The sequence below is a fragment of the Methanotorris formicicus Mc-S-70 genome, assembly GCF_000243455.1.
Taxonomy (GTDB): Archaea; AGJL01; Methanococci; order Methanococcales; family Methanococcaceae; genus Methanotorris; species Methanotorris formicicus.
Map to the genome: position 1 here is coordinate 1 of NZ_AGJL01000005.1, position 13,590 is coordinate 13,590.

The following is a 13,590-nucleotide window of genomic DNA, read 5'->3' on the forward strand; positions in this document are numbered from 1 at the left end:
ACCTTCAACTATTTTTTTGATACTATATATCTATTGAGTTATATATTTAATGTTTTGATGGGAACTACGGTAAATATTTACTTATGAAATAATCGAACTTCCATTTATCGCCTTTTTTATACTCTTTTTCGAGTGTAGTATTTTACTCTACCGTTCTTTGGGATAAAACTTATGTAATTACAGTTGTATCTCAAAAATCTTTATGATGTTAAAGTCCTTAAACTCCCTATCGATTAAAGCTATAAGTTTCTTTGGGTTTATTTTTAATTTCGTTAATAACAAAATCTAAAATCTCCTCTACATACTTAGATAGGGGCTTTTTATCAACTTCAATAATATCGCAATAAACTACTAAACGAATTTGTATGTAAAACACCTACGATATATTTATACGAACCAGAACTTCCCCTTTCTTTCTTAAATTTATGAATTATATTGCAGGTCTCTGAATATTTTCCATAATATCCTTCAAAGTGGGTATCTATCGATAAATAAACGTTTCTTTTTAATGTTTTTTTATATCGTCCCTTATGATTTAACATAAGATTTATATGCCTCTTTTATCATAGATATATCTGCGTTCTTTATGTATCGATAGTAGGAATCTACCGAAGGGTAATTTAACTTGCCAATCGTTTCTAAGTATGTGCTTTCCATGGCTTTAATTAATCCCTTTGTGTAGTCCTCAGTTCTATATATTTTCGGATTGGTTAGTATTCTACTAATAAAATCGTTTAAATAGTTAATAACTCTCAGTGCATAAATTTTTAGTTCATGAAATCTCCTCCTTTTATTTTTTTAATAGATTTATTGCGTATTATTAAATATTAACTTTTCTGTTTTATAGTATGATGTTCGAGATACTGGTTAATGGATAATACCTTAAATATTTAAATTAATTGATGAATTGATAAAGAATAAAAAAGAAGAAATTAAAATCCAAGCAATCTTCCAATTTGATAGACAATAATTCCTATCACTGTTGCAAGTATTAGGTTGTATGATGTCCCAAATAACGTCCACTTCAGACTTCTTGTTTCTGTATAGATTGCTGCAATTGTTGCCAAACATGGGATGTAGATAACTGAAACTAAGCATAGAACGAATGCCTGCAGTGGTGTTAGGTATTTTGTCACGTCCCCATACACAATACTCAATGTGGAAACCACCAACTCCTTTGCAAATATCCCAAATACCAACGCTATTGCTCCCCTCCAATCCAATCCCATTAAAAGAGTTATGTGCTCAAGAACCTTCCCAACGACCATTGCATAACTATTCTCTATATTCGGATAGTTGGTTACATAGTAGAATATTAATGAACCAAGTGCAATTATGGTCCCTGCTTTTATCAGGAATTCTTTGCTTCTTTCCCATGTCATCTTTAAAACATTTCTCCAATCTGGTGTCCTATATGGTGGAAGTTCAAATATAAATTGCTCAGTTTCTCCTTTAAACAATATTTTTCCAAATAAAAGGGACACAAAGAGCATCAAACCTATTGTTGTTAATATTATGGATAAAGTAAATAACGCCTTGTATGATGCAAAGAATGCCCCTGCCAAAAATCCAATCACTACAAACCTCGCTGAACATGGTATCAATGGATTCACCAATATGGTTAATAGCCTATCTCTTGGACTTTCAATTATTCTCGTTGCCATTATGCCCGGAACGTTGCATCCAAAACTTAGAATTATTGGGATAAATGATTTTCCACTCAAACCAAATTTTGACATTATTGAATGCATCAACGCTGCAACCCTTGCTAAATATCCACAATCCTCTAAAATTGATAAAGATAGCATAATTAAAACTATTTGTGGATAGAACTCCAAAACCCCCCCAACACCTTGCAACAACCCATCAACAATAAATCCCTTATATAATGGAGGTAAGGCGTTAGATAAAACACCCCCAATAAACTCAAAAAATTCACCTATAACCTCAGAAAAAATCCCTCCAATACCAAAAACAAAATTATACATCAGATACATAACACATGCAAATATCACTGTCCCATAGATTGGATGTACCATAATGACATCAATATCATCATGAATCTCAGTAAAAACAAGGATGTCCTTTAATAACTCATCACAAACCCTATACCTTTCTTCAACAATATAACTTTCAATATCGTGCTTTATTTCTCTCTCAACTTTTTCCTTTAATTTTGCCACATAATCCATGAATTCTTCATTGTTTTTGAATATCTCCAAAACCTCTGGATCTCCTTCGAGTAGGGATAGGGCAATCCACCTCTTTGGAAGTTTGGCAAACTTCTCTGATTTCAGAATACCATCTAACTTTTCAATAATCCCCTCTACACACTCTTCCAATATTGGAGAGTATTTTATTACTTTTGGTTTTCTTGGTTTGTAATTGTATATTGCTTTTTTTAAATCATCTATGCCTATCTTATGCCTTCCAGATGTTTTTATAACAGGTAGGTTTAATTTTTCACTTAATTTTTTTTCATCCACATGCATGCCAAATTTTTCCACTTCATCGATTAAATTTAAACATAGGATTGGGCTCTTTCCCATTTCAAGTAACTGCAAAGTTAGATATAAATTCCTATTTATATTTGGGGTGTCAATTATGTTTAAAATAATTGCATCATCATTTTCTATTAAAAAATCCCTTGCAATTTTTTGATCTATTGAATTTGACATTAACGAGTAAATTCCCGGTAAATCAACAACTGTAAATTCTTTATCTTTATATCTTAAAATTCCCTCTTTTTTTTCAACAGTAACTCCTGGCCAATTTCCAATGTATTGATTACTCCCAGTTAATTCGTTAAATATTGTACTTTTTCCAACGTTTGGTTGTCCAACTAATGCCACTACATTATTACCCATTATGTTCCCTCCTATTTAGAAAAGTTATATGGATTAATGTTTTCAAAAAACTACTCCACAAATATCTTGCTAACCATGCCCCTACCAAGTGCTATTTTTGTGTTTCCAACTTTAACTAAGATGGGACCTTTATTTCCAAAATTTATAGATTTTATTTTCTTTCCTGGATATATACCCAACTCGTAGAATTTCATCTTACGTCCATGTCCTCCTAAGATATCTTTAACCACATAAACCCCAGGTTTTTTGTTCAATAGGTTTTCCATGAATCTCACCAAATATATAAATATTAACGTCACTTAAATAATTTAAGTGCATTAAAATATTTTTTAAAAAATTATAATGTTGTCAAAAATCATTCTCAAAATTTAAATTCGCTTAAATTAACTTGATGGTTTAAATATATATAATTTTTGGTATCGTACATTAATATTTTTAAATAATTTGAAATTATAACATAGCGCTGCAAAACAAACGACTACAATCTGCACAACCATATGTTTTTAATTCAAAACATAGAGATATACAATAAAAATTTTAATAAATTAATTTTAATAAATTATTACACAATTTGCATGATTGTGGGGGAAAAGATGATAAAGGTAAATGTAAAGAATTTGATTAAGCATTTTGGGGATAAAAAGGCAGTTGATGGCATTTCTTTTGAGGTTTATGAGGGGGAAATATTTGGACTCTTAGGACATAATGGAGCAGGAAAAACAACAACACTAAGAACTATAGCGGGTATTATTAACGACTATGATGGAAAAGTTGAGGTTAATGGAAGAATTGGCTACCTTCCAGAAGAGAGGGGGCTTTATAAGGATGAGAAGGTGAAAGATGTTTTAGCATTTTTTGGTGGATTAGCAGGAATGAGAAAAGAAGAACTTAAAAATCAAATAGAATATTGGCTAAAAAAACTGAATGTATATAAATACAAAAATCAAAAGATAAAAACACTCTCCAAAGGAAACCAACAAAAGATACAATTTATAGTATCTGTTTTACATAATCCAGATATAGTTATATTGGATGAGCCATTTTCTGGACTCGATGTATTTAATATCAACCTTCTAAAGAAAATCCTCTTCGAATTAAAAGACGATGGGAAGAGTATTATCTTATCTACACATCAACTTGAAAAGATAGAGAAGTTTTGTTATAGAGTTTTGATATTAAAGGAAGGAAAGGTTGTTCATTATGGGAGGATAGATGAAATATGTCATAAAAAAGTTGCATACATAGAGTATGTCAAAGATGGAAAGTTGATAAAACAGAACTTGCCATATAAAGAGGCAATATCTTTAATAAAAAATGAAGAAATCTTAAAAAACCTCGTAAAGTTTGAAGTGAGAAATTCCTTAGAGGATTTATTTTTGGAGGGAGGTAGTATTTGAAGAATTAATGTTTATTGGGAGAGAATTAAAAGAAACTTTTAAAAATTTCATCAAAGAGATGCATCACCTCGTTTCACTCTGATGCCCTCGTAGGTTTCATAATGTTTATTGATCCATTGGTGAGAGGATGAAGATAAACACATCTAAAATAAAAACCATCGCTAAGCATGAGATATTATCTACAATAAAAAGAAAGCAGTTTCTTATTGGTACTGTTGGAGTTCCGTTAGTTATGATAATTATTGCCGTTATTGGGTTTTATTTCTCTTCCGATATTGGAAATTTAAAAATTGGATATATTGATTACTTTGGGACAGATATACCAAATAAAATCACAAAATACAATCCAGTCCAACAGAAGAACATTACCATATATTTTATTAAGTATAATGATACTAAAAAGGGAAAAAATGATGTAATGATGGGGAAGGTAGATGTTTTGGCAATAATTCCAAAGGATTATTTGGACACTGGAAAGATTACAATATATTCCACAACAAAATCCATAAACCCAACAATAACAGAAACCCTTAGGAACTTGTTGGTTGAAACACTTTTAAAAGATAAAGTAGATAATAAAACTTACAACCGTGTAAAATCTCCATTAAGCCTTGAAATATACAGCATAAGTGAAAATGGTGAAGAAAAAGAAAGTGTATTTTCCCAAATATTGCCCATAGGGTTCGTTGTGATTTTGTACATTGCCATTACAACGGTTTCTGGGTTGATTGTGGGCAATACAATTGAAGAAAAAGAACACCGTATAATGGAAGTTCTCCTCTCATTCACAAATGCAGAAAACATTATGATTGGGAAGATTTTGGGTATTTCTGTTGTTGGTTTAGTTCAAATATCAATATGGCTCATGTTTGCATTACCAGTAGTTGTTGCCTATGCCCTTAAGATATCCATGTTTTTGGTTGTTATGGCAATTGTGTTCTTTATATTGGCTTACTTATTCTATACTTCTTTACTTTGTGGAATTGCCTCACTATATACAAATCCAAAAGACGCAAGTCAGATAATTGCACCAATAGTAATCATCCAAACAATCCCATTTATGATGTTAAATCTCATCATAACCAATCCAAATCATTATATAGTAAAAATCCTTTCTTATATTCCATTTACAGCACCACAAGTTATGTTAATGAGGTTATCTATAACCAACTTAGAGGTTTGGGAATTGGCATTATCCCTACTAATCATGATTTTATCGACAATATTGTCGTTTATCATTTCAATAAAACTCTTCAAAATAGGAACTCTTATCTATGAGGAGAACATGTCATTAAAAAAGGTTCTTAAAATTTTGAGGAATAGTAAATCTTAATTCCTTAACTTAAAACTTAAATATAAAATAGAATGATAGTTTGCGTTATAACTGCCTAACAAAAATTAAAAAGATGATTTATTATTCAGGTTGTCGAAAAATATTAAATAATCGATAATAAATAATAGGAAATATGAAGCAAGATAAAAATGACAAAATAGAGATAAAAAATAAAAGTTCTAAGAAACGGAACGGATATTGAATAGATAATGCGTTTTTATCATCACTGCTTACTTTCACGTATATTATTATAGATAATTTACTAAATCAACCCTCCAACAAACTATATATAGCAGACTCTACGGGTGTTTCCATAAATAGATTATACTGTGAATGTATTCACGGAGGAAAGCGAACTAACCGATTGGTGTATGATAAATTACACATTTTAGCCTACTACTATCCAAAACAAGGTTATATCCCAATAGTTTCTGCTCGTTGGGGTGAAGGTCATAGTTCTGATAGTACCAACCTGTTAGAAATGGTTAAACAGGTGGATTTTTTAGATAATGAATATCTATTGGCTGATAGAGGATATGATTGCTGTGAATTGTTTGAATACTTACTACAACACAATATCACCCCAATAGTCAAAACAAAAGAGTTTAAATGGAATTACAAAGTCAGTAAAAGTTAGAAAAACCATTAAAAATCTGTTTAACAAATAGTGCATAATATATTAACACTAATTAAAGTATTAATATTAAAACATATAATACCGAATAAATCTACCAATTCAATTATTCGACAACCTCTATTATTCTAAAACATTTAAATCTGCAAAACTTGAAATTTGTTATAGTGGTGAAATCATGAGATTTGAACTTGACGGGAGGATTATATTTAGCAAAGAACTAACTGAAGAAGCAGTAAAAAGTGCAGAAGAGATTATAAAGAATAGTAGAGAGATATTTTTAAAAGGAGTGCCTAAGGGGAAGGAAGATGAAGCATCAAAGATAGTTGATTACAAATTTGAAGATAACCAGTTAAAATTAAAAATCGTCTCAGGAACCTATACGAGAGCACATGAGGGATTGATAAGGTTGAGGAAGCCTCTTGCACAAAAACTTGGAAAAGGGCATAGAATAGGAGTCAGGGATATAATTATTGATAATTATGTTATAACAATCCCATCAGAGAGGGCAGAGAATTTAAAAGGTAAGAAAGTCCCAGAATGTGAAGTTGAAGTGAGGGAGAACGAGATAAAACTGATATTCAAAGAAGTCGGAGATAGTGAGTTGAAGAGAAACATTATCGATAGGGCAATAAAATTTGTAAAAAATGAATTAGAAAAAGAGGAGAAGGATTTAACCTTTGAGGTTTGCAAAATCCCACCTGGAACAATAGTTAGCGAATACAAGGCAAAGAGGAAAATTACCTTTGACAAAGATCCAACAGAAGTTGCTGAAAAATTGGGATGGGTTAAGAAATTCCCTGGGAGGGGGCAGTGGTTCTATGCTCCACCAATAACTGTGTTGTTTAGAGTTATGGAAAGTTTAATTGTTGAAGAGATTGTTAAAAAACTTAACTTTGAGGAGTGTCTCTTTCCAAAGTTAATTCCATTGGAAGTTATGTATAAGATGAGGTATTTGGAAGGACTCCCAGAAGGGATGTATTACGTTTGCCCACCAAAAAGGGAGCCAGAGTTGTTTGAGGAATTTGTTAGCGAGATGATGATTAAAAAAGAAATTCCTATTGAAAAATTAAAGAACTTGTTGAGAGATCCATCCTATGTCTTAGCACCAGCGCAATGTGAACCTTTCTATCAGTTCTTTGACCATGAACTTATTGATGTTGATAAGCCAATAAAGTTCTTTGATAGAAGTGGATGGACATACAGATGGGAAGGTGGAGGAGCGAAAGGATTGGATAGGGTTAATGAATTCTTAAGGGTTGAGTGTGTTTGGATTGGTTCTCCTGAGTTTGTTGAAAAAACAAGAGATGATACCTTAAAATATGCTGAAAAATTGGCGGAGAAATTAGATTTGGAGTATTGGGTTGAGGTTGGGGATGACCCATTCTACTTGGAAGGAAGGAAAAAAGAAGATAGGGGTATAGAGTTCCCAGATGTTCCAAAGTATGAGATGAGATTACTCTTACCTCATGTAAAAGATGAAAGAAAAGGGGTTGCCGTGACATCAGCAAACGTGCATGGAACGCATTTCGTCGAGGGCTTTGGAATTAAGGATTATAAAGGAAGAAAAGTCTGGACAGGATGTACCGGATATGGGGTAACGAGATGGGTTGTTGGATTCTTAAGTCAATATGGATTTGAGTTTGACGATTGGCCAGAGTTGATAAAAAAGAAGATTAAAAAACTCCCAGAAGTACCAAAATTAATAACTTGGCCGTAATTTTAATCTACATGTTTTAAAATTTCCCTTAAATCCTTTTTTTCAATGCAAATGTCTGCCTTTTCTTTTAAAATTTCTTTTGCACAAAATGCTATCTTTAAACCTGCTTTATTGAACATACTGATGTCATTTGCACCATCACCAACAGCAATAGTATCCTTTAAATCTACACCTTCTTTTCTTGCGATCTCTTCCAATATATCTCCTTTCGCAGTTTCAGACATTACTGGACCTCTGACTTCTCCAGTTAATATTCCATCATTTTCTATGAGTTCATTTGCATAGGCATAATCAAGTTCAAGTTTTTCCTTTATTCTTTTAACCGCTATATCAAAACCACCACTAACAACACCAACAACATAACCTTTCTTTTTTAGTTCTTTAATTGTCTCTTCTGCACCATTCATCAACTTTATGTTTGATACTGCTTTCTCTACCTTCTCAACTGGAAGACCTTTTAAAAGAGATACCCTTTTTCTCAATGACTGCTCAAAATTCAATTTTCCTTCCATAGCCTCTTTGGTTATTTTTTTAACTTCTTCTTCAACACCTGCCTCTTTTGCAATTTCATCTATGGTTTCACAATCTACCAAAGTACTATCGAAATCAAATAACACTATTTTCTTCTTTCTTTCCATTTAATCACCAAGTAACTACTCATACATCTAAATTTTAAAGTTGTAGTTTTTTACGTTAGATATGATATTGCCTTAATAATCTTCTTTTCAATTAGGGTGTAAAATTTCATAGGTTTTTAATTTTTAATAAAATCGCATTAAATAAATATTATAAAAAAAGAAAAAACATTATTCAATCTTTTCCAACTTAATCTCATAATCATGAATTACAGGGTTTGCCAACAACTTTCTACACATCTCATCAACCCTCTCCTTAATCTTCTCTTCATCATCCCCTTCAATCAACAACTCCATACTTTTAAAGGTTTTTGCATCTTTAACCTCATTATATCCCAAAAAGTTCAAAGCCCTTAATATTGTCCTACCTTCTGGATTCAAAACACCTTTTTTTAATTTGATGATAATCGTTGCTTTATACATAAAATCACCTTATTTTTTATAATAAGCCAATTTTTTCAGCAACAATCTTGTATTTTGCTATAACATCACCTAAATCTTTCCTAAATACATCTTTATCTAAGACATCCATCGTTTTCTTATCCCACAACCTCATCGTATCAGGACTTATCTCATCTGCAACAACAATCTCTCCATCATTTGTTTTCCCAACTTCTATTTTGAAATCTACCAAAATTATTCCCTTCTCATCAAAGAACTTCTTCAAAACCTCATTTACCTTCAAAGCGAGTTTTTTAATCTCCTCAAGTTCTTCTTTTGTTGCCAAACCTAAGGCAATAGCAATATCATCATTTAGCATTGGATCTTTATATTCATCATTCTTGTAATCAAATTGAACAATTGGGAATGGCAGTTCTTTACCCTCTTCAAAAGGATATCTTCTGCATAAACTTCCTGCTGCAATGTTTCTAACTATAACCTCAATTGGAATAATCTCAACTTTCTTAGCAACTATGTATTTCGGTTCTACATACTCCACAAAATGGGTTTTCACTCCATTCTCCTCTAAAAGTTTGAATAACTTTGAAGATATTAGAGCGTTTAAATAACCCTTCCCTTCTTTAACATCGTGTTTTGCTCCATTTCCAGCAGTAATATCATCTCTAAACTCAATTAAAACATTATCATCATCAATTTTGTAGATGGACTTTGCCTTCCCTTTGTGTATTGGTGGGTTCTTTATTATTTCATTCACATCCATACTTTCACCAATTGGATTGTTTGCGTTTATATTTGATGTTGTTGTTAATAAATTTTGTGGAAAAACGACCTTTTGAAATGAGACGTTATAGTGTATTTAAATAAATAATTTAAGTTCATTATTGTTGATAAAAGAGAGAGGGTATTTAATACATTATCTTATCTTCTTTTTCTTCCCATAATTTAAATGTTTTCATGCATTCTTTTTTAATTAGATTCCATTCTCATCTGTCGAGATGCAATGAAATCATGTATGTCTTTTATCATCAAATCCTATAGAACTTGCATCATTCCTATCGCATCCATAATAAACCTTTTTTCCTCTTCTATAGCAATTTTCATAAAATCGATAATGGGATTGGAATTTTCCATATATTCACCTATTTGTATAATAAAGTATAATTTACCTTTAATTTCACCAAAGTTGCGATATATTCAAGTTCTTTATATTTTTAACTTTGTATTTCCATATAAACCTTTCTTTTTAAACCTAAAGTTTAAATAATATTTTATGTCATTGATAATTTAGAGAACAAATATTTGGTGGTAATTAATGGTAAAAATTGCAGAGTTAACTTGTGGAGCAGAATACAGTGGAGTTCAGAAAGAAATTGAAAAGGCAGCAGAAGTTGTTGGTGGAGAAATTATCTTTCCTGAGGTTGATTTGGATTATATTGATAAGGTTGAGGAGTATTTGGGATTTGAGGTTGCATCGGCAAATTTAAAATTGATGTTTGCAAGGGCAATGTCTATAATTGAGGGTAATACAGATGCAGAAGCAGTGTTTATAGCAACATGCTTTAGATGTGCAGAAGGGGCTTTGGTTAGGAATGAGGTTAGGAGGTTGATTCAGCAACATACGGATTTGCCTGTGGTTATGTATTCATTCACTGAAAGAACAAAGGCATCTGAACTTTTAACAAGAATGGAAGCATTAGCAACAATTGTAGAGAGAAAATCATTGTTGGCAAGGAAAAAGCAGGAGGGAATAAGTTTAGGTATTGATAGTGGTTCAACAACAACAAAGGCAGTAATTATGCAAGATAATGAGGTTGTGGGAACAGGATGGGTCTATACAAAGGATGTTATAGAATCTGCAAAAGAGGCAGTTGAAAATGCATTGAAAGAGGCAGGATTAAAAATGGAAGATATTGAGACCATTGGAACTACTGGATATGGTAGGCATACCATTGGAGAATACTTTAAGGCTGATTTAATTCAAGAAGAGTTAACTGTAAACTCAAAAGGGGCTGCATTTTTAGCAGATAAGCAGGAAGGAGAAGCAACAGTTATTGACATTGGGGGAATGGATAACAAGGCAATATCATTAAACAATGCAATTCCAGACAGTTTCACAATGGGGGGTATCTGTGCTGGGGCAAGTGGTAGGTTCTTTGAAATTACTGCAAGAAGGTTAGGCGTTTCAATCCAAGAACTTGGGGACTTAGCAGCAGAAGGAGATTGGAGAAAAATAAACATGAACAGTTATTGTATTGTCTTTGGTATTCAGGATTTAGTCACTGCATTGGCAGAGGGGGCAAAGGCAGAGGATGTTGCTGCAGCAGCGGCACATTCAGTTGCAGAACAGATTTACGAGCAACAGTTGCAAGAGGTTGATGTTAGGGATCCTGTTATATTGGTTGGAGGAAGTAGTTTGTTGAAGGGGATGGTTTTGGCATTGGAGGAAATCTTAGGTAGGAAAATTATTGTTCCTAAGTATTCACAGCATATAGGTGCTGTTGGTGCTGCATTATTGGCATCAGGATTTAGATACATGAAGAAGGATTAATTTTATTTTATTTTTAAAAATTATATTTGGGGTATTGTAGAAATTATTGTAGATTGTAAAGATAAAGTAGGAAAAATAGATCTACACGAAACTTTTAAAAAAGTTTCATCAAAAGGATAGGATGTCTTCAGCATCCTCTCTTAAAAACTAAAACCCTAACGAAACTTTTAAAAAAGTTGAGCAAAAGGATGCATTGCCCACTTCGTTCGCAATGCCCCTTAGTTTTTGGAGGGATATATATGGCAGAAATTATTGTAGATTGTAAAGATAAAGCAGGAAAAGAGATTTATACAAAAATCATCCAAACATCACTTGAGGATTTAGTGCTTGGGAAATCTATTTTGGAGGTAAGGATGGTTATAAGGGAAGATGAGCCATATTTTATAATAGGTGTATTACCAAAGAAGACAACAAAATTAATTAGATTGAGGGACTTTGCAAATATTGAGGGAACAAAGAAGGTTGATGGGATAACAATATACAAAATAAAAATAGAGGATGAAACATATTTGCCTTATCTCCTTGAAAAGATAAATATCATTGAACAACCTTCAAGGTTTGAGGTTGTGACAGATTCTCCAATAGATTTGGATATGGTGGTTTATGACTCAAAAAAGGATTTTGTAGCAAAGGTTCTTGATTTTATGAATAGGGTTTTCCCAGAAGGTATGAGGATTAGGAAAACGTTTTATGGAAAGGCAATTGTATCTATTGCATCAGAAAAACCATTTGAAGAAGAGTGGCTAAATGAGGCTTTAAAATTAAAAGAAGAGTTAGAAAATACAAAAATAATTGGGTTTTAATACATGACTAAAAACTATTTATATATGATGTTTCATTAATGTAATACGGTGGATGATGATCGGAGTAGCTACTGATGTATGATGATAGATGGGCGAACTGACACCACTTTTTATTTTTATAGGACTTTCGCAAATACATTTAAATACTTAGATTAACAATAAACCAGTTTCTTTACATAAAGAGATTATGGCATTCCCAACGGCTATTCGATTTAGTTCTCTTCTAAACTCATACCAAGTAATCTTTTTATCGATTCTAATTTTCTCTAAAATAAAGAAAGCCCTCATAGCTAACGAAATATGTCCTAATACTGGAAATCTTTTTCTAACGAAGAAATTTCCAATATTGCAGCACTGTTTAACTCCTCTGTGGAACTCTTCGATTCTCCAAGAGGCGTTTTTGACCTCTTGAAATTCTCCGAAACTCATAAATAGGTTATTCGTTATATAATATACTGCCTTTCCGTTTTTGGAAAGGCAGAAGAGTTTGACATATCCTACTTTCCTTAGATAAACGATTAATCCACTTTCAGGAATTTCTCCAAGTTCTTTAATCGAAATCCACTCACCGTTTTTGGAGAGGTTTATCTTCCTGTTCCTTTTAATTCTGCAGAGGTAAAATAAACCTAACTTATCGATAAGTTTTAAGTTTTCTTTGCTCGAATACCAACTATCGAAGCAGATATATCGAATATTAAATCCCCTTTCAACTAAAGAGAGTATTATTTCCCTACATAAATCATTCTTCGTCTTTCCATCCCTTGGTCTATCATAAACTCTAAAATCGATTGGAATGATGTTCTTTCCATTCGTAGCAATACAATCAACAACATGCATGCCCATAACTACTCGTTTATGTAGATTACTCCAACAATAATAAGTAAATTCTGTTGATTTCGAATAAAACTTATCTATAACAAAATCATCTATAACGAAAATGTTATATTCGGGAGTTATAAAGTTTTTCATGAAGTTAAATAGATTCTCTTGTGGGTTAAGACCCTCATTCCAAAGAATTCGATTTATGGTATCGTGAGATACGTTTATTCCGAAAATGCGTAATGTTTTAGATAGTTCTATACACGAATTAAACTCTGACAATAGAAGAAAGAGCATATAAACAATTGCATTCGCTTTTTTGAGAATATTCTCACCATAAACAATTTTTATTCGAAAAATAGTAAAATGTTGTGGTAGAAATATCTTATCATAAATGCTATATCATTATATTCGAATATGCTTGCGAAAGTC

Annotated in this window: 12 protein-coding genes; 6 read left to right on the top strand and 6 right to left on the bottom strand. The window is 32.1% G+C overall.

The genetic code is table 11. The features are described 5' to 3' along the window. Positions 1 to 932 precede the first annotated feature (932 nt). Entirely contained in the window at positions 933 to 2,867 is a 1,935-nt protein-coding gene (feoB, locus tag METFODRAFT_RS01445; RefSeq protein ID WP_007043747.1) for a ferrous iron transport protein B, read from the bottom strand. Between the two features lie 50 nt (positions 2,868 to 2,917). Continuing rightward, complete coding sequence (locus METFODRAFT_RS01450; protein ID WP_007043748.1) at positions 2,918 to 3,133, bottom strand: FeoA family protein; 216 nt, start codon at positions 3,131 to 3,133, stop codon at positions 2,918 to 2,920. 327 nt (positions 3,134 to 3,460) lie between these two features. Here METFODRAFT_RS01450 and METFODRAFT_RS01455 point away from each other — a divergent pair, with 327 nt between their 5' ends. The 4 genes from METFODRAFT_RS01455 to serS all read left to right on the top strand — a co-directional run bounded on the left by METFODRAFT_RS01455 (position 3,461) and on the right by serS (position 7,951). Next, entirely contained in the window at positions 3,461 to 4,264 is an 804-nt protein-coding gene (locus METFODRAFT_RS01455; RefSeq protein WP_048115276.1) for an ABC transporter ATP-binding protein, read from the top strand. A 127-nt stretch (positions 4,265 to 4,391) separates the two neighbouring features. Next, the gene (locus METFODRAFT_RS01460) at positions 4,392 to 5,597 is read left to right on the top strand and encodes an ABC transporter permease (protein ID WP_007043750.1); all 1,206 of its coding nucleotides are present in this window, start codon (positions 4,392 to 4,394) and stop codon (positions 5,595 to 5,597) included. 289 nt (positions 5,598 to 5,886) lie between these two features. Beyond that, entirely contained in the window at positions 5,887 to 6,234 is a 348-nt protein-coding gene (locus tag METFODRAFT_RS10850; RefSeq protein WP_342626856.1) for a transposase, read from the top strand. 175 nt (positions 6,235 to 6,409) lie between these two features. After that, the gene (gene serS, locus METFODRAFT_RS01470) at positions 6,410 to 7,951 is read left to right on the top strand and encodes a serine--tRNA ligase (protein WP_007043751.1); all 1,542 of its coding nucleotides are present in this window, start codon (positions 6,410 to 6,412) and stop codon (positions 7,949 to 7,951) included. A gap of 2 nt (positions 7,952 to 7,953) precedes the next feature. On the opposite strand, the gene serB is transcribed toward serS, so the two are convergent. The 3 genes from serB to purC form a co-directional block, all read right to left on the bottom strand. Further along, positions 7,954 to 8,589, bottom strand: coding sequence for a phosphoserine phosphatase SerB (serB, locus tag METFODRAFT_RS01475; protein WP_007043752.1), 636 nt, complete (start codon positions 8,587 to 8,589; stop codon positions 7,954 to 7,956). A gap of 168 nt (positions 8,590 to 8,757) precedes the next feature. Next, the gene (gene purS, locus METFODRAFT_RS01480) at positions 8,758 to 9,009 is read right to left on the bottom strand and encodes a phosphoribosylformylglycinamidine synthase subunit PurS (RefSeq protein ID WP_007043753.1); all 252 of its coding nucleotides are present in this window, start codon (positions 9,007 to 9,009) and stop codon (positions 8,758 to 8,760) included. A gap of 16 nt (positions 9,010 to 9,025) precedes the next feature. After that, positions 9,026 to 9,748 carry a phosphoribosylaminoimidazolesuccinocarboxamide synthase gene (gene purC / locus METFODRAFT_RS01485; RefSeq protein ID WP_007043754.1) on the bottom strand — a complete coding sequence of 241 codons (723 nt, stop codon included), beginning with the start codon at positions 9,746 to 9,748 and terminating at the stop codon, positions 9,026 to 9,028. A 552-nt stretch (positions 9,749 to 10,300) separates the two neighbouring features. Here purC and METFODRAFT_RS01490 point away from each other — a divergent pair. After that, positions 10,301 to 11,536: a methanogenesis marker 15 protein gene (locus METFODRAFT_RS01490; protein ID WP_007043756.1), complete on the top strand. Its 1,236-nt coding sequence runs from the start codon at positions 10,301 to 10,303 to the stop codon at positions 11,534 to 11,536. Positions 11,537 to 11,775: 239 nt separating this feature from the next. Further along, on the top strand, positions 11,776 to 12,339 hold the full coding sequence (locus tag METFODRAFT_RS01495; protein WP_007043757.1) for a methanogenesis marker 17 protein: 564 nt from the start codon (positions 11,776 to 11,778) through the stop codon (positions 12,337 to 12,339). Between the two features lie 147 nt (positions 12,340 to 12,486). Here METFODRAFT_RS01495 and METFODRAFT_RS01500 read toward each other — a convergent pair whose 3' ends face one another. Beyond that, complete coding sequence (locus METFODRAFT_RS01500) at positions 12,487 to 13,485, bottom strand: IS701 family transposase (RefSeq protein WP_141564035.1); 999 nt, start codon at positions 13,483 to 13,485, stop codon at positions 12,487 to 12,489. Between the last annotated feature and the right edge of the window lie 105 nt (positions 13,486 to 13,590).